The organism is Streptomyces sp. NPDC087845, from assembly GCF_044742755.1.
GTDB lineage: Bacteria > Actinomycetota > Actinomycetes > Streptomycetales > Streptomycetaceae > Streptomyces.
Window position 1 is genome coordinate 593520 of sequence record NZ_JBIUVC010000003.1, and the last position, 19935, is coordinate 613454.

A 19935-nucleotide genomic window follows, 5' to 3' on the forward strand; every position below is an offset into this window, starting at 1 on the left:
ACCCCTAACCTCAACGATTCGGCCTTGTCCGTCATTCAGGATCACCAGAAGAGCTAGCGGCATTCTTTGCGCCTTCTAAAGCCGCTCTTTCGCCGCCCCGCCGCGATGCGGTGCCCGGCCCGTCACCAGGTGACGGGCAGCCCGCGCAGGCTGACCGCCCAGAGCCCTGTGGACCAGGGCAGTTCCTCGGGCGGTACGGTCAGCCGGAGGGTGGGGAAGCGGGCGATCACCGCGGCGACGGCTTCCTCCAGTTCGACCCGCGCCAGGTGCGCGCCCAGGCAGTAGTGCGGGCCGGCGCCGAAGACCAGCGAGGAGGGCCCCTCCCGGTGCAGGACGAATTCCTCCGGGTCCGGGAACTTCTCCGGGTCGTGGCCGGCCGCGATCAGCGGGGAGAGCACGCCCTGGCCGGCCCGCACGGTTCCGGACGGCAGCTCGACGTCCTCCGTCGCCATGCGCAGCAGCCCGATGCGGCCGGGCGGGTTCAGCCGCAGCAGCTCGTCGATCGAGGCCGGGATCAGCGAGGGGTCGGCGCGCAGCGACTCCAGGACGTGCGGGCGCATGAGAAGGACCAGCAGCACCCGGCTCAGCGCGTTGGCGATCGTCTCGTTGCCCGCGACGATGAGGCCGCGGGTCATCGAGACCAGTTCCTCCTCGCTGAGCCGGTCGTCCTCGTCCCGGGTGCTGATCAGATGGTCGACGAGGTCGTCGCCGGGCTGCGCGCGGTGCCGTGCGATCAGTTCGACGGTGTAGGCGGTGAAGTCCCGCATGGCCGCGTCGCGCTGCTCGGGGGACTTGCCCGACACGGACAGGAACGCCTCGACCCATTCCCGGAACCGGACGCTGTCCTCCTCGGGGACCCCGAGCTGCTTGCAGATGATCCGTACCGGCAGCGGGAACGCCAGCGTGGCTATCAGGTCGGCCGGGGGGCCGCTCTTCTCGATGGGGTCGAGCAGCTCCTCGATGATCGCCCGGATGTCGGGCCGCCACTGCTCGGCCCGGCGCGGGCTGAAGGCTCCGGCGACGATCCGGCGCAGCCGCCGGTGGTCGGGGCCTTCCATGTTGACGAGGAAGGTGGAGTCCGACGACAGTCCGTCGGCGGGGAACAGCACCGGCGAGCCGGGGGCGGACAGGTCCCGGGTGAACCGGGGGTCCTTCATGACCGCTTCGACGTCGTCGTAGCGCACGGCGAGCATGGCGCTGTCGCCGCTGGGCAGCGACACCTCCCCCAGCGGGCACTGGGTGCGGCGGCGTACGTACTCCGGCGGCTGGGTGGCCAGCGGGCCTTCGGGAAAGGGGAATTTACTCTCGGAACTCGACATGCGGGAACCCTTCACTGAGCGCGGTGTTCTCTGTGTTCTCGGTGTTCTCGGTGTTCTCCGTGTCCTGCATTGCACGGTGCACGCTTCGCGTATTCAGCACTCTCGACCGGACAGGCAGTCGGCACGATAGCCGAGCGGGGTCTGCCGGTACACCGAGGAATCCTGGCGCTTTAGAGCGCCCCAAGGGCACGCTTAGAGACGATTCCCATACTGCCCGGAGGATTTGGTCGGACGTGCTGCCCAGCAGGGGTGCACGATTGCTTCCTTGGTGCCGAGGAGTGGAAAGAATGCCCCAGGCGGAGAGCACGGGAAAGTGTCCCTTCAGCGCACCGGACACGCCGGAGGAACTGGCCCGCAGCTGGAGCGTGTACCAGCCCTGGCTCCAGCAGGATCCGGTCTCCCACTGGAACACGGTCCGTGAGCTGTCTCCGGTCGTACGCTCCGAGGAGGCGGGCGGGTTCTGGATCCTGACCCGGTACGAGGACATCGAGTGGGCCGCGAAGAACTCCGATGTCTTCTCCAGCGCGCAGGTGGGCATCCCGCACCGCGATGTGCTGCCGGTGAAGCAGATCCCCATCCAGCTCGATGGTGACGAGCACCGCAACTGGCGCCGCACGCTTTCCGATCTCTTCAATCCCTCGGTGGTCAACCACTTCGAACCGCGGATGCGTCAGGCGGCGGTCGAGGCCATCGAGCCCATCGCCGCCAAGGGCGAGTGCGAATTCATCACCGAATTCGCCACGGCTCTGCCGGCCGAGACCTTCCTCATGAATTTCGGCATCGGGCGCGAGTATCTCCAGCCGCTGCTGGAGCACAAGACCTGGCTGCGCCGGGTGGGCATTCCCAACGCCCGCAACGACGAGGAGCTGTGGGCCGCGAACCGGCCGCTGTGGGACTTCTTCAGCGAGGCGATCGACCGTCGGCGGGCCGAGGGCACCGAGGGCCGCATGGATGTCTTCAGCAGGCTGCTCGAGTCCACGTACGACGGCAGGAAGCCGACGCAGGACGAGATGGTCAACGCGGCGTTCGTCTCGATGCTCGCCAGTCTGGACACGACGACGGCGGCGCTCGGCCTGGTCTTCCTGCATCTCGCCGAGAACCCCCAGGTGCAGGACCTCATAGCCCGGAGCCCCGAGAGCATCCCGGCGATCGTCGAGGAACTCATCCGCCACGAGCCGGTGTCGACCACGGGACGGATCCTGACCCAGGACGTCGAGCGGCACGGGGTGACGATGCGCAAGGGCGACCGCGTCATGCTGTCGTGGGGCATGTCCGGTCTGGATCCCGAGGTGTTCGAGCGGCCGGACGAGGTCGACTTCTCGCGTGCGTCGACGCGCCAGCTCGCCTTCGGCATCGGCCCGCACCGCTGCCTCGGCATGCATGTCGCCCGGCGGATCCTCAAGGTCGCGCTGGAGGAGTGGCACCGCCGCATCCCGCGCTACCACCTCGCTGCGGGCTCGACGCCCGCGCGCCACTACTCCCCGGCGCGTGGTGTCGCCGATCTCCATCTCGTCGCCGGCTGAACACCCAGGGAGCCCAAGGTGAGGATCAAGGTCGACTCGGAACGCTGCATGGGCCACGCGATGTGCAACGCACTCGCGCCCGAGGTCTACACCGTCACGGACGACGGATTCAACGAGATGCCGGAGTTCGAGGTGGCGGCGGACCAGCGGGCCGCCGCGCTGCGCGGTGCGAGTGCCTGTCCGGAACGGATCATCGCGGTGCTGGCCGACGAGGCGAGCTGAACCGGTCGCCGGCCCGCGGCCGGGACCAAGGGAGAAGACAATGACGTCAATCAAGGCCGTGGTGGTCGATCCGGACGCGCCCGGACGACTCGCCATCAGTGAGGTCGAGGCACCCGAGCCCACACCCTGCGAGGCGGTGGTGCGCGTGCACACCACCTCGCTCAATCTGGGCGATGTGTACCGCATCCCGTATGTGGAGGCCGGCTGGCGGCCCGGCTGGGACCTCGCCGGTGTGGTGGAGCGGGCCGCCGCCGACGGATCGGGGCCCGGGGAGGGCGCCCGGGTGCTGGGGCTGCGCGGATCACGTTTCGGTGCGTGGGGCGAGACCGTCGCCGTGCCCACCGAGTGGCTCGCCGAACTGCCCGCGGAGGTTTCGTTCGCGCAGGCGGCGACCCTGCCGACCTGCGGGCTGACCGCCCTGTACGCACTGGAGCGGGCCGGCTTCCTGCTCAACCGCACGGTGCTGGTGACGGGTGCGTCCGGCGGCCTCGGTCATTTCGTCACCCAGCTCGCGGCCCGGTCCGGCGCGTACGTGGTGGCGGGAGTGCGTCGTCCCGAGCGGGCCGACGCGGTGCGGGAGTCCGGTGCGACGGAGGTCGTGGTCGGCGAGGATCTCACCGCCGCCCGGGAGTTCGGCCCCTATGACGTGATCGTCGACCAGCTCGGCGGGGAACCCCTGGCCCAGGTGCTGCCGCTGCTGGTGCCGGGCGGGCTCGCCGTGACGCTCGGCATCTCCGCGGGTACCGAGACCAAGCTCAATCTGGCTCAGCTGTTCGCGGGCGTCGGCGGGGTCGAACTGGCCCAGCTCGTCCTGTTCACCGAGCTGGAGCGACGCCGGGCGGCCGCGGGACTCGCCGCGCTGGCGCGCATGGTCGCGGAGGACCGGCTGCGTCCGGCCATCGGTGTCGAGGCCTCGTGGACGGAGATCGGCAAGGTGGCCCAGCAGTTCGTCGACCGCGGTATCGCGGGCAAGGCGGTGCTGCACTTCACCCCCTGACAGTGCGGCCGGGTGTCCCCACCACCCGGCCGGACGTGCGCCGGTGCCCCTCCCCGCCTCGGGAGGGGCACCGGCGCGTGGTGGCCGGGGCAGCGGCCCGCGGTTCCGGGACCGTCAGCGCTTCAGCCTGCGGTCCAGGAACGCGTCTGTGAGCCGCCAGGCCTCTGCGGCGGACTTCTCGTGGAGATGCTCCGGGCGGGCGTCGCAGTAGAAGTCGTGGCCCGCCTCGGCGTACCGCACGACCTCGGTGTGCACCGGCGAGAGCGCCGCCGCCGTCCTCAGCCGCTCCACGTCGTCGACCGGTATGTACGCGTCGAGATCCCCGAAGTGGCCCAGCCACGGGGTACGGAACCCCTTGGCGACCTCGATCAGCGGTGGCAGTCCGAACAGCCGCGCCTGGGTGAGTCCGCCGCCGCCACCACCGCAGAACGACACCCCGGCGCCGAGTTCGAGGGCCGCGCCGAGGGCCATGACGACCGAGCCGCCCATGCTGAAGCCGACCACGCCGACCCTGGCGGCCGGGATGCCGGACTCCTCGATGCGGCCGAGCGTGGCGGCGATGTCCGTCAGCAGCCCTTCCTGAGTGAGCGCCCGGATGTGCGGGAAGGCCGACGTCGGGTCGTCGTAGCCGAGCTCGGGGTCGCCGGTGCGGTGGAACAGGTGCGGGGCGACGGCGAGATGGCCGGCGTCGGCGTAGCGGCGGGCGACGCTCCGGATGTACGGGTCGACGCCGAACCCCTCCTGTATGACGATCACCGCCGATCGCGGTGCGTCGGACGAAGTGTCCGGGCGCACCTCGTGGAGCTTCATCGGTCCGTCCTGGGTGGAAAGCGTTTCGGTCACCGCACGCATGTGGTCTCCAGGTATTCGGGGATCTTTCGCAGGGGCGACAGGATAGTGGCACCCGCCTTTCCCTGTCTGCCGCACTTTGGCCGCAATTAAGCGCGCTACTAGGGGAATTCGGAGAATACGAACCGGTAAGCCAGGTGGAATGTCGACCACTTTCTTCTGTCTTGAGGAGCCTGTATGAGTCGCACGGTCGTCATCGCCGGGGCAGGGCCGGTCGGTCTGGTGCTCGCCGGGGAGTTGGCGTTGAACGGCGTGGACACGGTGGTCGTCGAACGCCGCGCCGAATCCACGGAGGATTCCCAGGGAATGGCCATTCATGGCCGGTCTCTGCAATTCCTCCGCCGCCGGGGGCTGGGTGAAGGTCTGGCCGAGCAGGGGATGTGGGCCTGGCCGCGGACACCGTTCGCGTTCTTCTGGCTCGATCTGGAAACCGTGGGCGAGCAGGACCACACCTTCGCCCTTCCCCAGTGGCGCACCGAACGGCTGCTGGAGGAGCGGGCCGGAGCGCTCGGTGTGGACATCCGCCGCGGGCAGGAGATCGTGGACGCCCGGCAGGACGCTGACGGTGTGCGGGTCACGGTGCGCGAGCAGGGCGGTGGCACGTACGAGGTGGAGGGTGCCTATCTCGTCGGGTGCGACGGACCGGACAGCACCGTGCGCGAGCTGGCCGGCATCGGCTTCCCGGCGGCCGGCCAGAGCTACTACGGCGTGCTGGGTGATGTGACCCTCGCCGACGGCGCGAGCGACCAGTTCGATTCGGGCCTCCTGCCGAACGGGATCTTCGGCGCACTGCCCCTGCAACCCGGTCAGCTGCGGCTGATGACCATTCAGTTCGACCGTGAACCGCAGGGGCCCGAGGTGCCGGTCACCGTGGACGAGCTGCGTGCGAGCATCGAGCGGATAGCGGGCAGGGCGCCGGAGATCGGCACGGTGCACTGGCTGTCCCGGTTCGGCGGCCGAAACCGGCTGGCCGAGCGGTACCGCAACGGGCGGATCCTGCTGGCGGGGGACGCCGCACACGTGCAGTTCATCTCCGGGAGCCAGGGACTCAACACCGGAATCCAGGACGCGGCCAATCTGGGCTGGAAACTCGCGGCCACCGTCAGGCAGCAGGCGCCCGAGGGGCTCCTCGACACGTACCACAGCGAGCGCCGCCCGGTTGCGGAGCTGGGACGCACGCACGCCATGGCGCAGATGGCGCTGCTCAATCCGCTGGACCGGATGGCCCCGCTGCGGGAGCTCTTCGACGAGCTCCTGGTCCATGGCGAGGTCAACCGCAAGCTGCTCCAGATGGCGACGGAGACGCGCTACGACGTGGGGGGCGCGGAACCCGGCGCGCATCCTCTGCTGGGTGCGGTGGTGCCCGACGCGGAGCTGACCACCCCGACGGGGCCGACGAGTGTGGCGGAGGCGCTGTCCTCCGGGCGCGGGCTGCTGCTCGACTTCGGCGGCGGCGCCGAACTCGACGAAGGGCTCACGGACCGGATCGGGTTCGTGACGGCGTCACCGGTTCCGGAGATCGACGCGACGGTTCTCCTGGTCCGCCCCGACGGGCATGTCGCGCATGTGGACCGCACGGGCACGGACCACGAGGGTCTGCGCAGCGCGGTCAAGGCCTGGTTCGGCTGATCCCTGGCAGCCGGACCGGGCCGAGGGGCGGTTCCCGCAGTGACTGCGGGAACCGCCCCTCGGTCGTGTGCCTGCCCCGGCCGCCCGCCGGGACCGTCAGTGGCCGGTGGCGTCCCCGAACCAGGTCTTGAGGGCCAGTTGCAGCCCTTCCCGGTCGCCTCCGTCGTGGTCCACGTGGGCGACGTGGCCGTCCGGGCGCAGCAGCAGTACGGCCGCGTCGAGTTCCGTGACGAGTTCGGCGTCGACGGTGTCGACGCGGTCGGTCCAGCCCTTGATGTCGGGGGCCTCGCCGCCCGAGAGGTTCAGCAGGACGCCGCGTCCCGGATGCAGCGTCCGCCAGGTGGTGGTGGCCTCCGCCGCTTCCCCGGCACCGGACTTCACCGGTGTCAGGGGGATGTCGCCGATGCGCCGGCCGAGCAGCGGGTGGGCCGGTCCGTCGGCCGGCTTGCCCATGGGGTAGCGGATGCCGATGCCCGTCACCATGTCGGTGAGGTAGGTGTTGACCTCGTCGAGCCGCAGGAGCTCGCCGAAGAGTTCCCGCAGCGGCGCCACCCGCTCCAGCGGGTACATCAGGGAGTCCTGGGCGCGGGTGTTCATGCAGACGCGTTCGCCGATCGGGTGCCGCTCGCTGTGGTAGGTGTCCAGCAGCCCGTCGGGGGCCTCTCCCCGGACCACCGCGGCCAGTTTCCAGCCGAGGTTCCAGGCGTCCTGGATACCGGTGTTGAGGCCCTGGCCGCTGACCGGGAGGTGGATGTGGGCCGAGTCGCCGGCCAGCAGGACCCGGCCGTCGCGGTAGCGCTCGGCGAGCCGGGTGGGGTTGCCGAAGCGGGACAGCCAGTGGGCCTCGCCGATGTCCAGGATCTCCGGGTCGATGCCCGCGACGCGCTGGATGCTGCCGCGGAACTCGTCGATCGTGACGGGCACGTTCTTGCTGGTCAGTTCGGTGCCGAATTCGATGACCGTGACCCGGTGCTGTCCTGGCCCGATGGGGGTGACGGCGAACAGCCCGGTGCCGTACAGCTTCGGGGGGAGCCGCTGCTGGAAGTCCTCCGGCGTGTTCACATCGCCGGTGATCCCGTTGATGGTGGAGGCGCTTCCGGGGAAGCCGATGCCGGCGAGTTTGCGGACCTTGCTGCCGCCGCCGTCGCAGCCGACGAGGTAGTCGCCGCGCACCTCGGACTCCTGCTCGCCCTCCCGTACCCGGACGGTGACTCCGTCGGCGTCCTGTTCGAAGCCGATCACCTCCTGGCCGCGGCGGATGTCGACGCCGAGTTCCAGCGCGCGGTCCTCCAGACGGCGTTCCAGATGGCGTTGCGGCACGAGCAGCGGGACGAGGCTCGGGTCGATGATCCCGGTCAGCTCCAGCAGACCGAAGTTGTACGAGCGGATGTGCGGGTACTCGTCGAACCAGTCGAGCCCCCGTTGGGAGAGGACTTCGACGGAGCGTGCCTGAAGGGTGAGTGATCTCGACCATCCGTTGGCTTCCGGCAGCCGCTCGATGACGATCGTGTGCACGCCCTTCAGGCCCAGCTCGGCGGCGAGCATGAGGCCGCTCGGGCCTCCGCCCGCGATGACAACAGTCGGACTCACGGCAGACTCCTCGCTGCGGGATGGATGGTGGCGAGCGGGACGAGCGCCCTGCGGAGCAGGTGGAGAAAGGACCGGCTCTCGTCCCGGATGAAGAAGTGGCCGCCGGGCACGGGCTGGACGGAGCAGCCGCCTTCGGTGTGCTGTGCCCATGCGGCGGCGTCGCGTGCCGTCACGAGGGTGTCGGCGCTGCCGGTGAAGACCTGGATCGGGCAGGGCAGCGGATCGTCGGGGCGGGTGCGGCCGGGGCTCGCGCACAGTTCCAGGTCCGCGCGCAGCAGCGACACCGCGGCCTGGAGCCATTCCGGGTAGCGGAGCAGCTCCGGGGACATGCCTCCGATGTCGATCATCCACTGGGCCAGCAGGTCGTCGGAGAGTTCCGCGACCGCGTCGAGTCCGGTCGGCAGGTGCGGTGCGGGAAAGGCCCCGACCAGCAGCCGGGCGGGGAGCGGGCGTCCGCGGGCGTGCCGGTGGCGGGTCAGCGCGTAGGCGACGGCGGCGCCCATGCTGTGGCCGTAGAAGGCGTACGGTCCGGTCAGCGACGGGCCGAGCGCCTCGTCGAGGTCGGCGACGAGCGCGCCCATGCTGAGCTGCCTCGGTTCGCGGATCCGCCCTTCCCTGCCCGGGAGTTGGACCGGGAGCACGGCGATGTCGGGCCGGAGCGCCTGGACCCAGGGGGCGAAGGCCGAGGCGGCCCCGCCGGCGTGGTGGAAGCAGAACAGCCGCAGCCGTGCGCCGGGGGCGGCGGAGGTGGGGAGATAGCCCCCGGCGCCGCCCGCCGGGGGCCCCGCGGTGCCGTTCACGAGCGTGCTCCCGCGAGGCGGCGGCGGGCCCGGGCCGCGCCGAGCAGCAGGCCGATGACGGCCCGTTGGGCGGCCTGGGCGCGCTGCATCCGCAGCACCGACTGCACGGTCCACAGCCGGGTCTCGACGACGTGGTCGGGAGATCCGTGCACGTCGTCGTTGTTCAGCAGGCTCAGCCGGCGTACGTGGGTGCGCAGCGCCTGGATGTCGGCGTCGGGGATGATCTCGTCCCTGGCGCTGACCACGCTGTGCACGGGGATGTCCAGGGCGCCCAGCGACGCGGCGTCGATGATGTGCCCGCTCATCCGCTCGACGGTGTGCTCCGGCGGTGTACCGGTGAGGTGGGCGAGCGTGTCCACGGTGACGCGCGGCAGTCCGGCCCGCCAGGCGCGGTCGGAGAAGAACGCGTCGACCGGGGCGCCCGCGGTGACGATGCCGCGTATGCGGGGGTCGTGGACGGCGCAGCGCAGGGCCATGTTTCCGCTGAAGCTCAGTGCGACGGCGTAGGTGTGGTCGACATCGGCCCGGGAGGCCACGGCGTCGAGCACGGCCGGGATCATCTGCCGGCTCTTGTCGTCGTAGGGGGTGGTGTTCTCCCCGATCCCGGGCATTTCGGTGACGATGCCGGCCATGCCCAGGCGTTTGGCCTGGACGAGGACGGGCCCCCACTGTTCCTTGACGGTGACGATGCCGCCCATGATGAGCAGGACGGGGCGCGGCCGGTCCGCGGAGAGGCCGGCGGTCCAGCAGGCGATCCGGCCGCCGTCCGTTTCGATGTCGAGCCGTTCGATGGCGCGGCCGTCCTGGGTGCGCCAGGTGTCGAACGCCTCGACGCAGCGCTCCCCCGCGGTCTGGCGGGCGGGACCGTCGACGTAGGGGAAGCGGGCCATCGCGTAGTGCCGGCATGCCTCCAGCAGGCGGCCGGCCGCTTCCTGCGCCTCACCGGCCCGCTGCCATTCCCCGGCCCAGGATCCGGGACCGCCCCGCGGGTCGTCGCTCGCGATGCGGTCGAGGACGGTGCGGTAGCCGCCGATGTTCTGTGCGCGGGCGTGCACGACCGCGAACTGTTTGAGCTCGTCCACGTCATTCATCGCCCCTCCTCACGAAGGCGTCGGAGGCGTCGGAGGTGTCGCGGTCCGCGGCCGGCAGGCCGGTCGGGTTCTCAAGTCCGTCCTTGAGGTCGCCCAGTACGTCGGCGGCCTCCGCTCCGTCGATGACCCGGTGGTCGAAGGCCAGGCTCAGCCGCATGACGGGGGCGGTCGTCACCACGTGGTCGCGTACGACGGGGCGCTCGGCGATGCGTCCGAGGCCGAGGGTGACCGTGGTGCCGCCCACCGAGTGGAAGCCGTCGACGGGCCGGTGGCCCAGCGAGGTGACGGCGAAGGTGCCCATGCGCGCGGCCCGTCGGCCGAGGGGGCGCACGGCGGCACGGTAGGCGAGCCGTCCGAGGGGCATGGGCAGCCGTTGCAGCGCCCGTGCTCCGGCGAACTCCGGCATGGTGGCCGGGTCGCCGTCACGGTAGTGGTCGACCTGGTGCTGGATGTCGTCGAGTGCGGCCCGGTGGAGGCCGGGGAGGACGGCGGACAGCACGATGCGCCGGCCGTCGAGGGTTCTGTCCAGGGTGAGTTTCCCGTCGACGGACTCGTACCGGGCGACCCTGGGCCGGATCCGGCCCGTGATCGCGGCGTTGGCCTCGGGGTGGTCGGCGAGGACCCGTGCCGCGGTGTGCAGGACGTAGGTCACCACCGAGTACCGGTGGCCGGCCGCGCGGGCCGCGGTGCGGTGCTCCCCGATGCGCGTCATGTCGATCTCGGTGTCGAGGAAGACGGGGGCGAAGGACCGGATCTCGCCGAGGAATTGCAGGGTGTGGCGGCGTTGCCGGGCCATCGGCCCCGGGGTCATGCCGTCACCGTCAGGTCGTAGATGTCGTGCAGGCTGGAGGCGAGCAGGACGTCCGGCATGGAGACGCGGGTTCCCGTGGTGCGCTCCAGTGCCGTCAGGAGGGTCAGCAGGTGCATCGAGTCCCAGCCCGGCACCGCGTCGAGCGGTCCCGCGATGTGGTCGACGGTGACGGGCAGCCCGACCTCCTCGTTGATGAGCGTCACGAAGTCGTCGATGGTCTTCACGAGCCGGTGCCTCCGAGGTGTTCGGTCAGTCGCACATGGGGTGGCGGCGGAGTGATGGTCTCCAGGTCGTGGCGGTGGCCGAACCCGTTCGCCGCCTCGCCGGACGGCACGAAGCCGCCCTGTGCGTAGAAGTCGGCGACCTTGGTGTTCTTCGGCGTCGGCCGGTAGGTGCCGTGCACGGCGCGCATTCCGGTGGCTTTCGCATGGGTCAGCACGGCCGCGAGGCAGGCCTGCTCGACGCCTCGGGAGAACACCCGGCAGCTCAGCAGGAAGTTCTCGATGTGCAGCTCGTCGCGGTCGCGGCGCAGCAGTACGACGCCCACGAGGCCGTTCTCGCCGTAGCGGTCGCCGGTGTGCACGGTGAGGACCCGGGTCTCGGGGCCGGCGGCGAGTGCCTGGACCTCGGCCGGCTGGAGCCGCTGTGTGGTCATGTTGAACTGGTTGGTCCGCAGGGTGAGTTGGGCGACGCGAGGGATGTCGCGAGCGTCCACGTCGGCGATCCGCACGGTGACGCCGAGCTCGCGCAGATAGTCCTCGACCGAGTCGAAGCCGGTCATGAAGTCCTTGCGGACCAGCTCGTCGCGGTACCGGTCGGGCCTCTCGCGGTCCTCGGAGGTCAGCGCCCGGACGTCGAACCAGCCGTCGGCCAGGAGCTTGCGGACATGCAGCGCGGGTTCGTCGTCGAGGTCGATCACGGCGACGCCCGGCAGCATCTTCCGTACGAGGCCGCGCTCGTAGGCGCTGTCGTCGGCGAAGACGAGGCTGTCGACACCGAGGTTGAGGTCCTCGGCCAGTTGCACGAGGTTCTCGTGCTTGGGCCGCCAGTTGGCGGTGACCCGCACGAAGTCATCCTCGCGCAGGGTCATGTCGGGGTGGTCGCGCAGGACTTCGCGGACCGGTTCGAGGTCGTTCTTGCTCACGGCGGCCACCAGGACGCCTTGCGAGGCGAGTTGCCGGACCACGCGCTGGAAGGCCCGGAACGCCTCGCCGCGCAGGCTGCTCGCGACTTCGATCCCGTCGATCCCGTCGTCCCCCAGGATGCCGCCCCACACCGTCTCGTCCAGGTCGACGACGAGGCACTTCCTGGTGTGCCCACCGATGTGCCGGGCCAGATGCGCGACCTCGCGCGCGTAGGCGGCGAGCAGGGCGGGTGCGAGGTGGGCCTTCGCGTAGATGTCGAGGCGTGGTTCCGTGACGGGAATGCCGTCGGCGACGAGGGGATCGAGATCGAGCACGACCGTCGACGGGCGGTCGCGCATGAGGTCGAGGAGGGCGGCGTTCGCCTGCCGCCAGATGGCCCCGAGCTCGGCCCGCGAGGCGAGGTCGACGAGCCGTCCGGTGTACTCCCGCGGGAGCGGCAGGGTGTTCAGTACGAGGGTGCCGCGGCCCGCCGATTCGAACCGCCGCGTCGCCTCGTCGAGGAGCGCGAGCTGCCCGGCGAGCGCTTCCCGCACGTCCGCGGGGCGCCAGGGCGTCGGCAGGAGGTCGAAGACCATGGCGGGATCGAGGACGCACAGGACGAGGTCGGCGTCGCCGTACACCTCGCTGCCCGGGTCGGCCAGTTGCAGCCGGTAGCTGTCGTGGTCCGTCATGTGCGGGCGCAGCAGGATGCCGTGCCGTGCCGTCTCGGCGGTGAGCGCGGGGATCAGCTCGGACAGCGTGCCGTGGCCGGTGACCACCACGGTCGTCGTCGGCGTCGCGGGATGGGCGCGCAGGATCTCGTCGGGGTCGCTCCGGGACAGCAGCCTGCCCGCCCGCAGGAGATCGTCCCCGGTGAGGGGTGCGATCAGCCGGGATACGTCGGGGTGGCGCTCGACGAGCAGCCCGGCGCGGGCCAGGGCGAACAGGTCCTCGGCGACCGGCTCGGTGCGGGTCATGGGGCTACCCCCGCTCCAGTGCGAAACCGGCCTTGATCCACTTGCTCGACTCCACGGCGACGGCGACGGCGCGGTCCCCCGTGGTCATGCGTGGCAGCAGCCGTTCCAGTTGCAGGAAGGGCAGCGCGTTGCCGGTGTTGCCGGTCTCCGCGACGCAGGTGATCTCGGTGGGATGCGGGGCGTCCATCCGCTTCACGATGAGTTCGGTCATCCGGCCGGAGAGCTGAGGCGGGAGGAGGAAGTCGAGGTCGTCCGCGGCCCAGCCGAGGCCGTCGAGCAGTTCGTCGAGGACTTCGGCGGCCATCACGGGCACGGTTGCCTCGATCGCCTTGTAGTCCTCCCTCGACGCCGCACGGTCCGGATTCCGGTCGGACTTGGTGAACCATTCCAGGACCTGTCCGGGCTCTCGGTTCAGGCCGACCAGCCGGGTGAGTACGCGGACCAGCCGGGCGGAGCGGTCCTGCGGCCGGGTGGTCAGGACGGCGGCTCCGGCGCCGTCGCCGAAGAGCGCGACATTGACCATCTCTTCGGGGCTCAGGGCACTGAGGTCGGTCTCGACGTCGAAGATCTTGCTGCAGACGTCGCCGCCGAGGACCAGCGCGGTGTGGTGCTCGCCCGCCATCAGCAGCTGCCGGGCCATGTTCAGGGCCTGGACCGCACCGGTGCATCCGGACTGCAGCTGGTACGTGGCCACGGCGTCGATGCCGAGGCGTTCGGCCACCATGTTCACGGTCGCGGGCATCAACTGGTCGGGGGTGGAGGTGCCCAGCACCACCAGATCCACGTCACCGGCGGTGAGGCCGGCCGTCTCCAGCGCGCGGGAGCCCGCCTGTTCGCACAGGTCGGTGAGCCGGACATTCGGCTCACCGGTCTTGAGATCGACGGCGAGATGGCGGGTGCGGGTACCGACGAAGGTGTCGATCCACTGCTCCCACAGGGTGTCCATGCCGAACCGGTCGGCGAGCGCCGCGTTGTCCACGGGTGCGCCCGGTAGCGCCGTGCCTGCCGACAGCAGGTGGATGTCGGGTGCGTCCATGCCGTTCCCTTCGGGTGCCGCGAGGTGCTGGTCGAGGAGCCGGGTTCGGATGGTGGCCATCGGGCCTAAAGCGGAACTAGCGCCCACCTTGGGGTCGGCCCGCCGCGCCTCTGCCCCGATGCCCGCTGCCGGGCCGGGGCGCGTCCGATCCGTACCGCGCCGCTTTAGCCGGGCCGAAGGACGACCCAAGCGGCGGGTCCGACCCTCGGGGTCATGACAGATGCCGACCTCCAGGTCTTCCCCATGCCGCGCACGGACCCGTTGCTGCCGCCTCCGGGCTACGCGGCGCTGCGTCAGGGGCCGCCCTGCAAGGTACGGCTGCCGCTCGGCTCGGAGCCGTGGCTGCTGACGCGGCACGCGGATGTCCGGGCCGCTCTGGCGGACCCCCGGCTGAGCGCGGATTCGCGCAACCCGGACCTCCCCCAGGTCGTGCCGCTGCCGCCGGGGCCGAGCCGGGTGTCGTTCCTCCGCATGGACGACCCCGAGCACGGCGTACTGCGGCGGATGCTGACGCCCGAGTTCACGCTCCGCAGGATCCAGGAGCAGCGTCCGGGCATCCGCAAGACGGTCGACGCTCTGCTCGACGCCATCGACCGGGGCTCGCCGCCCGTCGACTTCATCGACACCTTCGCCCTGCCGCTTCCGTCGCTGGTGATCTGCACGATGCTCGGAGTCCCCTACGCGGACCACGACTTCTTCCAGGCCCAGAGCAAGATCATCGCCTCGGGTACGGACAGCCCGCAGGAGATCGCGGCGGCGTACGGGGAGCTGTCGGCCTATCTGGACCGGCTGTCCGCGGAGAAGGCGCGCACTCCGGGCGACGATCTGCTCAGCCAGGTGGCCGGCCGGTATGTCACCTCGGGCGAGCTCTCCGTGGAGGAGCTCAGTTCGATGGCCCGGCTGCTGCTCGTCGCGGGCCACGACACCACGGCGAACATGATCGGCCTGGCCGTCCTCACGCTGCTGCGGAACCCCGACCAGTTGGAGGCGCTGCGGCGGGATCCCGGCCTCATGCGTTCCGCGGTCGACGAGTTGCTGCGCTACCTGTCGGTGTCGCAGAGCGGCATGGTGCGGGTGGCGGTCGACGATCTGGTCATCGGCGGGCAGCGCATCGCCAGGGGCGAGGGGGTCGTCTTCGCCCTGCCGTCCGCCAACCATGACGAGGCTGCCTTTCCGCATGCCGAGCGGCTCGACATCCGCCGGGACGCGAGCAGCCATGTCGCCTTCGGACACGGCATCCACCAGTGCCTGGGCAAGTCGCTGGCCAGGGTGGAGATGGAAACGGCACTGTCCGCGCTGATCGAACGCTTCCCGGATCTGCGGCTCGCCGTCCCGTTCGATGAACTTTCCTTCCGGTTCGACAGTTTCGTGTACGGCCTCTACGAACTTCCGCTCTCCTGGTAAGCGGTACGGATGCAGGCAGACCTGCGACCGAGGAGTGAGGAGTCAGCTGTGTCTTCGGCAGAGCCACGAGTCAGGGACTTCCCCCACACGCCGCCGGGCCAGTTGCGGCCCGCCGCCCTCCTGGACGAACTGCGCGAGAGAGAGCCGGTGTCCCGGGTCCGTCTGCCGTACGGCCGGGACGGCTGGCTCGTCACCCGTCACGACGACGTCCGGACCGTGCTGACGGACCACCGGTTCAGCCGTGCGGCCGGTGTCTCCGAGGACGTGCCCCGGTCCACTCCGCGGGTGCCGCGAGCGGACTCGATCCTCTCGATGGACCCGCCGGAGCACTCCCGGCTGCGCGGTCTGCTGGTGAAGGCGTTCACCGCCAGGCGGGTCGAACAGCTGAAGCCGCGCACCGAGGCCATCGCCCGCGGTCTCCTGGACACGATCGCCGACGGAGGCGGGCCCGCGGACCTCGTGGAGCAGTTCTGCCTCCCGCTGCCGGTCACCGTGATCTGCGAGCTGCTCGGGGTCCCCGCCACGCGGCGGGGCAGCTTCCGGGAGTGGTCCGAGGCGTTCGTCTCCTCGACCCGGCTGACAGGGCAGGAGATCGAGGCGGCCCACGGTCATCTCCGCGACTGCCTCGCCGAGTTGATCGCCGAGCGCCGCGCCGTTCCCGGCGACGATCTGCTCGGCGCACTGGTCACCGCACGGGACGCCGAAGGCAGGCTGAGCGAGGGGGAACTGGTCACCTTCGGTGTGACGCTGCTCGTCGCGGGCCATGAGACAACCGCCGGCCAGCTCGGCAACTTCCTCTATCTGCTGCTGACCCACCCCGACGAGCTCCGGCTGCTGCGTACGCGGCCCGATCTGCTTCCTTCGGCGATCGAGGAGATGCTGCGCTACGTGCCGATCGCGGCGAGCGCCGGGTTCGCCCGTATCGCCAAGGAGGACGTGGTGCTCAGCGGGGTGACCATCAGGGCCGGAGAGGCCGTGCTGGCTTCCGAACCGGCCGGGAATCGTGACGCCTCGGTCTTCGCGGACGCCGACTCCCTCCGCTTCGACCGGAAGACCAATCCACATCTGGCATTCGGGCATGGTGTGCACCACTGCCTGGGTGCCCCGCTCGCCAGGATGGAGCTGCACGTGGCGATCAAAGCGGTCCTCGACCGATTCCCCGGGCTACGGCTGGCCGTCGACCCCCGCGAAGTGCGTTGGAAGTCCGGCTCGTTGGCGCACGGGGTGGCGGAGCTGCCGGTGATCTGGGAATGAGCGGGTCCGGCGTGGCGAAGTGGCGTATCGAGGTGGACGACGAACTCTGCTTCGGTTCCGGGGTGTGCACCGGATGCGCTCCCCAGGTGTTCGATCTGGTCGACGGGGTCTCCACCCCGGTCGCCCCCGTGGTGGAGGCCGGTCCCGAGGTGCTGATCGCGGCCGAGTCGTGCCCGGTCGAGGCCATCAGGGTGACCGACACGGCCACGGGCGAGGTGCTCGCGCCGACCGATTGACGGCGGCGACGGCGACGGCCCGGCGTGTGTTCCGTGCGGAACGGGGCACACGCCGGGCCCCGTTCGCCGGCCCTCAGGCGCGGGAGAGCAGCCCCTTCATGGCGATGCCGAGCAGCCGCTCGATCTGCTCCGCGGGTGCGGGCGACTGCTCGGTCGCCCAGGCGATGGCGTTGACGAGCTTGAGCGCGGACGTGATGTCGTACTCCGCGGCGATCTCTCCGGACTGCTGCGCCCGGACGAACAGTCCGTGGCCGGCCTCGGTGATCCGCGTGTGGCGCGCGGCGCTCAGCGACGGCCCGTCGTCGATTTCGATGGCCAGCTGCTCCGCCGCGAGTCCGCGGTACGTCCGGGAGTGCTCGATGACCGCGCGGAGCCATTCCTCCAGCGCTCCACCGGGCGAGGGGCTGTCGAGCAGCGCCTTCGCCTGCTCGCACAGCGCGTCCACCCGGTCCCGGAAGACCGCGTCCAGCAGCGCCTCCCTGGTCGGGAAGTGCCGGTAGAGCGTCGCCGACCCCACCCCGGCACGCTTGGCGATGTCGTCGAACGGGGCATCCGCGCCGTTCTCGGCGAATGCCTCCCCCGCGGCTTCGAGCAGACGGAAGTAATTCCTGCGCGCATCGGCCCGCAGAGGCTTGGCCGGTCCAGTGGTGGCCGTGCGTCCCATGGGCTCTCCTTGATAAACGGACTGTGTCCCCGTATCGTACCGCCCATAAGCGGGGGCACTCCCCGTTTCTTTCGGGCGGGGCATCGCGGCGCGGTGCCCGCACACGATCGCAGCTCTTGCTGAGGGGTTGGCGTACGACATGTCCACATCCGAAACGACCCCGGTCGACACGGGGCAGACACGATCCGGGGCCCTGCCCGGCCAGGGGCTCGGGATCACCCTGGCCGTGATCGTCACCTGCCAGCTCATGGTCGCCATCGACGGCACCGTGATGAACGTGGCTCTGCCGTCGTTGCGGGAGAGCCTGAACTTCTCGGCGACGAGCCTCTCGTGGGTTCCGACCGCCTACACCCTGGCTTTCGGTGGACTGCTGCTGCTCGGCGGCCGGGCGGGCGACGTCCTCGGCCGACGGCGGGTGTTCGTCGCCGGTGTCCTGGTCTTCACCCTGGCCTCCCTGCTGGGCGGCCTCGCGCCCACGGCGGGCTGGCTCATCGCGGCCCGCGTCCTCCAGGGCGCCGGCGCGGCCATGTGCGCCCCCAGCACACTCGCCCTCCTCACCACGAACTTCACCGAGGGCGCCCAGCGCAACCGCGCGCTCGGCGTGTTCTCCACGGTCGCGGGGCTCGGGCTGGCCATCGGCCTCATCCTCGGGGGCGTGCTGACCGAGTGGGCCTCATGGCGCTGGGCCCTCCTCATCAACGTCCCCTTCGGCATCGCCATCGCCGTGCTGGCTCCGAAGTACGTCAAGGAGCCGCCCCGGCAGTCCGGCCGGTTCGACACGAGCGGCACCCTGCTGTCGGCCGCCGGGATGGGGCTCCTCGTCTACGGCCTGATCCGGGTCGCCGAGGTCGGCTGGGGCAGCACCCTCGCGGTGTCCCTCGCCGCCGCCGGTGTCGTCCTGCTCGCGGTCTTCGTCCTCGTCGAGCGGGGCGCCCAGCAGCCGATCATGCCGCTGCGCCTGTTCGCCGACCGCACCCGGGCCAGCGCCTACCTCAACATGCTGCTTCTCGTGGCGACGATGACCAGCATGTTCTTCTTCCTGGTCCAGTTCATGGGAGACATCCTGGACTTCAGCCCCATGATTTCCGGGGTCGCCTTCCTGCCGATGGCGGGCGCCCTGTTCGTCTCGGGCCGGACCGCCCCCAAGCTGCTGCCGAAGTTCGGCGCCAAGAAGGTCATGATCGGCGGCGCGGTCGCCATCGTCGCCGGAGTCGCCTGGCTGGCCACCATCTCGGCCGACACCTCGTACGCCGCCGGAGTCCTGGGCCCGCTGATCCTGTTCGGCACCGGCATCGGCTTCAGCTTCATGCCCCTGAACATGACCATCCTCGGTGGCGTACCGCCGCGTGACGTGGGCGCCGCTTCGGGCCTGCTCCAGGCGATGCAGCAGGTCGGCGGCTCGGTGGGCCTGGCGGTGCTGGTGACCGTCTTCGGCTCGGTGAGCCGCGACTCCGCCGAGAAGCCGCGGGGCGTCGGCCGGAGCCTGGAGGCCCACGCGCACATCGCCGAGGCCGACGGCATGTCGAGCGCCTTCGCCGCCGGAACGGTCTTCGCCGTGCTGGCTCTGCTCGTCGCGGCCTTCGCCATCCGTATCCCCAAGCCGAAGGCCGCCGCCTGACCGCCCGGCACCACCGCACATGAAGACCGCCCCGCACCACCGCACATGAAAGAGGCAGACCCGAGTGGGGTCTGCCTCTTCCGCGTACCGGCTGCCGTTGCGGAGCGGCCCGCTACGAGTGCGTGCCCGTGGCGCCAGGGCCGGATCCGGTCTCCCCCGCGAGCGGCGCCTCTGCCGCGGGTACGGTCACGGCGGACAGCAGCGGGGCGAGGTAGCGGCGCCCTAGCTGCCCGGGCGGCAGTCGGTCCGGTTCCACGTAGCTCTGGGCGAGTTCGCCCTCCCGGACGGCGATGAGCACCCGGGCGAGCTCCTCGGCGTCCACGGTGAGGGCGAGGCCCGCGCCGCGCACGCATTCGGTCAGGGCGCGGGCGATCTGCGTGCGCAGCCGCGCGTCGTGGCCGCCGCGCCTTCCCGTTCCCTGCGTGGCAAGGCCTTCTCCAGTTCCCTGCATGGCAAGGCCTTCTCCGGCCTCGGCATCCGGCTCGATCCGATCACCCAGGACGCCTGCGCGTTCTTCGAGGACCACGGCCTGTACAGCGACTACCGGGGCGTGGTCGACGAGGTCGAGGAGGGCAAGCGGATCGGTGAGGCCCTGGGCGGGAACAAGGCCGTCAGCCTGCAGAACCACGGTCTGCTGACCGTCGGCCGCTCGGTCGCCGAGGCCGTGTGGTGATTCATCACCATGGAACGCTCCTGCCAGGCCCAGCTGCTGGCGATGGCGGCCGGTACGCCGAAGCTCATCGACCGGCCCGGACCGCGCACCCATGGGTTCGGCAGCAGAGCAGCGGCGT

Annotated in this window: 20 protein-coding genes; 9 read left to right on the forward strand and 11 right to left on the reverse strand. The window is 70.7% G+C overall.

Going from position 1 to position 19935, the window contains the following annotated elements:
- Positions 1-122: 122 nt before the first annotated feature.
- Positions 123-1319 carry a cytochrome P450 gene (locus tag ACIOMQ_RS11685; protein ID WP_402188760.1) on the reverse strand — a complete coding sequence of 399 codons (1197 nt, stop codon included), beginning with the start codon at positions 1317-1319 and terminating at the stop codon, positions 123-125.
- A 287-nt stretch (positions 1320-1606) separates the two neighbouring features.
- On the opposite strand from ACIOMQ_RS11685, the gene ACIOMQ_RS11690 reads away from it, so the two are divergent.
- Genes ACIOMQ_RS11690 through ACIOMQ_RS11700 form a run of 3 tightly spaced genes read left to right on the forward strand, consistent with a single transcriptional unit; the run spans position 1607 to position 4061 of the window.
- Entirely contained in the window at positions 1607-2842 is a 1236-nt protein-coding gene (locus ACIOMQ_RS11690; RefSeq protein WP_402188763.1) for a cytochrome P450, read from the forward strand.
- Positions 2843-2860: 18 nt separating this feature from the next.
- On the forward strand, positions 2861-3064 hold the full coding sequence (locus ACIOMQ_RS11695; protein WP_402188765.1) for a ferredoxin: 204 nt from the start codon (positions 2861-2863) through the stop codon (positions 3062-3064).
- A 40-nt stretch (positions 3065-3104) separates the two neighbouring features.
- Positions 3105-4061, forward strand: a complete 957-nt coding sequence (locus ACIOMQ_RS11700; protein WP_402188767.1) for a zinc-binding dehydrogenase — start codon at positions 3105-3107, stop codon at positions 4059-4061.
- A 114-nt stretch (positions 4062-4175) separates the two neighbouring features.
- Here ACIOMQ_RS11700 and ACIOMQ_RS11705 read toward each other — a convergent pair whose 3' ends face one another.
- Complete coding sequence (locus tag ACIOMQ_RS11705) at positions 4176-4913, reverse strand: dienelactone hydrolase family protein (protein WP_402188769.1); 738 nt, start codon at positions 4911-4913, stop codon at positions 4176-4178.
- A gap of 174 nt (positions 4914-5087) precedes the next feature.
- Here ACIOMQ_RS11705 and ACIOMQ_RS11710 point away from each other — a divergent pair, with 174 nt between their 5' ends.
- Positions 5088-6539 (forward strand): FAD-dependent monooxygenase, encoded by a 1452-nt coding sequence (locus tag ACIOMQ_RS11710; protein WP_402188771.1) that lies wholly within the window; start codon positions 5088-5090, stop codon positions 6537-6539.
- A gap of 96 nt (positions 6540-6635) precedes the next feature.
- On the opposite strand, the gene ACIOMQ_RS11715 is transcribed toward ACIOMQ_RS11710, so the two are convergent.
- Genes ACIOMQ_RS11715 through ACIOMQ_RS11745 form a run of 7 tightly spaced genes read right to left on the reverse strand, consistent with a single transcriptional unit; the run spans position 6636 to position 13968 of the window.
- Positions 6636-8129: an FAD-dependent monooxygenase gene (locus ACIOMQ_RS11715; RefSeq protein ID WP_402188773.1), complete on the reverse strand. Its 1494-nt coding sequence runs from the start codon at positions 8127-8129 to the stop codon at positions 6636-6638.
- Positions 8126-8929: a thioesterase II family protein gene (locus ACIOMQ_RS11720; RefSeq protein ID WP_402188775.1), complete on the reverse strand. Its 804-nt coding sequence runs from the start codon at positions 8927-8929 to the stop codon at positions 8126-8128. The genes ACIOMQ_RS11715 and ACIOMQ_RS11720 overlap by 4 nt, the downstream gene beginning before the upstream one ends.
- The gene (locus tag ACIOMQ_RS11725; protein ID WP_402188777.1) at positions 8926-10020 is read right to left on the reverse strand and encodes an alpha/beta hydrolase; all 1095 of its coding nucleotides are present in this window, start codon (positions 10018-10020) and stop codon (positions 8926-8928) included. Before ACIOMQ_RS11725 ends, ACIOMQ_RS11720 begins: the two co-directional genes overlap by 4 nt.
- Positions 10013-10831, reverse strand: a complete 819-nt coding sequence (locus ACIOMQ_RS11730) for a 2-oxo acid dehydrogenase subunit E2 (RefSeq protein WP_402188779.1) — start codon at positions 10829-10831, stop codon at positions 10013-10015. The genes ACIOMQ_RS11725 and ACIOMQ_RS11730 overlap by 8 nt, the downstream gene beginning before the upstream one ends.
- Positions 10828-11055, reverse strand: a complete 228-nt coding sequence (locus ACIOMQ_RS11735) for an acyl carrier protein (protein WP_389803093.1) — start codon at positions 11053-11055, stop codon at positions 10828-10830. Before ACIOMQ_RS11735 ends, ACIOMQ_RS11730 begins: the two co-directional genes overlap by 4 nt.
- On the reverse strand, positions 11052-12932 hold the full coding sequence (locus ACIOMQ_RS11740; RefSeq protein WP_402188782.1) for an HAD-IIIC family phosphatase: 1881 nt from the start codon (positions 12930-12932) through the stop codon (positions 11052-11054). Before ACIOMQ_RS11740 ends, ACIOMQ_RS11735 begins: the two co-directional genes overlap by 4 nt.
- Before the next feature lie 4 nt (positions 12933-12936).
- Positions 12937-13968, reverse strand: coding sequence for a 3-oxoacyl-ACP synthase III family protein (locus tag ACIOMQ_RS11745; protein ID WP_402188853.1), 1032 nt, complete (start codon positions 13966-13968; stop codon positions 12937-12939).
- 213 nt (positions 13969-14181) lie between these two features.
- Between ACIOMQ_RS11745 and ACIOMQ_RS11750 the strand changes: the two genes are divergently transcribed.
- Genes ACIOMQ_RS11750 through ACIOMQ_RS11760 form a run of 3 tightly spaced genes read left to right on the forward strand, consistent with a single transcriptional unit; the run spans position 14182 to position 16862 of the window.
- The gene (locus ACIOMQ_RS11750) at positions 14182-15372 is read left to right on the forward strand and encodes a cytochrome P450 (RefSeq protein ID WP_402188784.1); all 1191 of its coding nucleotides are present in this window, start codon (positions 14182-14184) and stop codon (positions 15370-15372) included.
- A gap of 48 nt (positions 15373-15420) precedes the next feature.
- Positions 15421-16626 carry a cytochrome P450 gene (locus ACIOMQ_RS11755; RefSeq protein ID WP_402188786.1) on the forward strand — a complete coding sequence of 402 codons (1206 nt, stop codon included), beginning with the start codon at positions 15421-15423 and terminating at the stop codon, positions 16624-16626.
- 11 nt (positions 16627-16637) lie between these two features.
- Positions 16638-16862: a ferredoxin gene (locus tag ACIOMQ_RS11760; protein WP_402188788.1), complete on the forward strand. Its 225-nt coding sequence runs from the start codon at positions 16638-16640 to the stop codon at positions 16860-16862.
- A gap of 73 nt (positions 16863-16935) precedes the next feature.
- Here ACIOMQ_RS11760 and ACIOMQ_RS11765 read toward each other — a convergent pair whose 3' ends face one another.
- Positions 16936-17526, reverse strand: a complete 591-nt coding sequence (locus ACIOMQ_RS11765; protein ID WP_389803079.1) for a TetR/AcrR family transcriptional regulator — start codon at positions 17524-17526, stop codon at positions 16936-16938.
- Positions 17527-17665: 139 nt separating this feature from the next.
- Here ACIOMQ_RS11765 and ACIOMQ_RS11770 point away from each other — a divergent pair, with 139 nt between their 5' ends.
- Complete coding sequence (locus ACIOMQ_RS11770) at positions 17666-19144, forward strand: MFS transporter (RefSeq protein WP_401986431.1); 1479 nt, start codon at positions 17666-17668, stop codon at positions 19142-19144.
- Positions 19145-19256: 112 nt separating this feature from the next.
- On the opposite strand, the gene ACIOMQ_RS11775 is transcribed toward ACIOMQ_RS11770, so the two are convergent.
- Positions 19257-19493 (reverse strand): hypothetical protein, encoded by a 237-nt coding sequence (locus ACIOMQ_RS11775; protein WP_402188790.1) that lies wholly within the window; start codon positions 19491-19493, stop codon positions 19257-19259.
- Positions 19494-19538: 45 nt separating this feature from the next.
- On the opposite strand from ACIOMQ_RS11775, the gene ACIOMQ_RS11780 reads away from it, so the two are divergent.
- The gene (locus ACIOMQ_RS11780) at positions 19539-19817 is read left to right on the forward strand and encodes a class II aldolase/adducin family protein (RefSeq protein ID WP_402188793.1); all 279 of its coding nucleotides are present in this window, start codon (positions 19539-19541) and stop codon (positions 19815-19817) included.
- Positions 19818-19935 lie beyond the last annotated feature (118 nt).

Excerpts from the sequence above, each read along its gene's own strand:
- ACIOMQ_RS11685 (WP_402188760.1), bottom strand. The coding sequence starts at position 1,319 with ATGTCGAGTTCCGAGAGTAAATTCCCCTTTCCCGAAGGCCCGCTGGCC.
- ACIOMQ_RS11690 (WP_402188763.1), top strand. The coding sequence starts at position 1,607 with ATGCCCCAGGCGGAGAGCACGGGAAAGTGTCCCTTCAGCGCACCGGAC.
- ACIOMQ_RS11700 (WP_402188767.1), top strand. The coding sequence starts at position 3,105 with ATGACGTCAATCAAGGCCGTGGTGGTCGATCCGGACGCGCCCGGACGA.
- ACIOMQ_RS11705 (WP_402188769.1), bottom strand. The coding sequence starts at position 4,913 with ATGCGTGCGGTGACCGAAACGCTTTCCACCCAGGACGGACCGATGAAG.
- ACIOMQ_RS11710 (WP_402188771.1), top strand. The coding sequence starts at position 5,088 with ATGAGTCGCACGGTCGTCATCGCCGGGGCAGGGCCGGTCGGTCTGGTG.
- ACIOMQ_RS11725 (WP_402188777.1), bottom strand. The coding sequence starts at position 10,020 with ATGAATGACGTGGACGAGCTCAAACAGTTCGCGGTCGTGCACGCCCGC.
- ACIOMQ_RS11730 (WP_402188779.1), bottom strand. The coding sequence starts at position 10,831 with ATGACCCCGGGGCCGATGGCCCGGCAACGCCGCCACACCCTGCAATTC.
- ACIOMQ_RS11740 (WP_402188782.1), bottom strand. The coding sequence starts at position 12,932 with ATGACCCGCACCGAGCCGGTCGCCGAGGACCTGTTCGCCCTGGCCCGC.
- ACIOMQ_RS11745 (WP_402188853.1), bottom strand. The coding sequence starts at position 13,968 with ATGGACGCACCCGACATCCACCTGCTGTCGGCAGGCACGGCGCTACCG.
- ACIOMQ_RS11750 (WP_402188784.1), top strand. The coding sequence starts at position 14,182 with ATGACAGATGCCGACCTCCAGGTCTTCCCCATGCCGCGCACGGACCCG.
- ACIOMQ_RS11765 (WP_389803079.1), bottom strand. The coding sequence starts at position 17,526 with ATGGGACGCACGGCCACCACTGGACCGGCCAAGCCTCTGCGGGCCGAT.
- ACIOMQ_RS11770 (WP_401986431.1), top strand. The coding sequence starts at position 17,666 with ATGTCCACATCCGAAACGACCCCGGTCGACACGGGGCAGACACGATCC.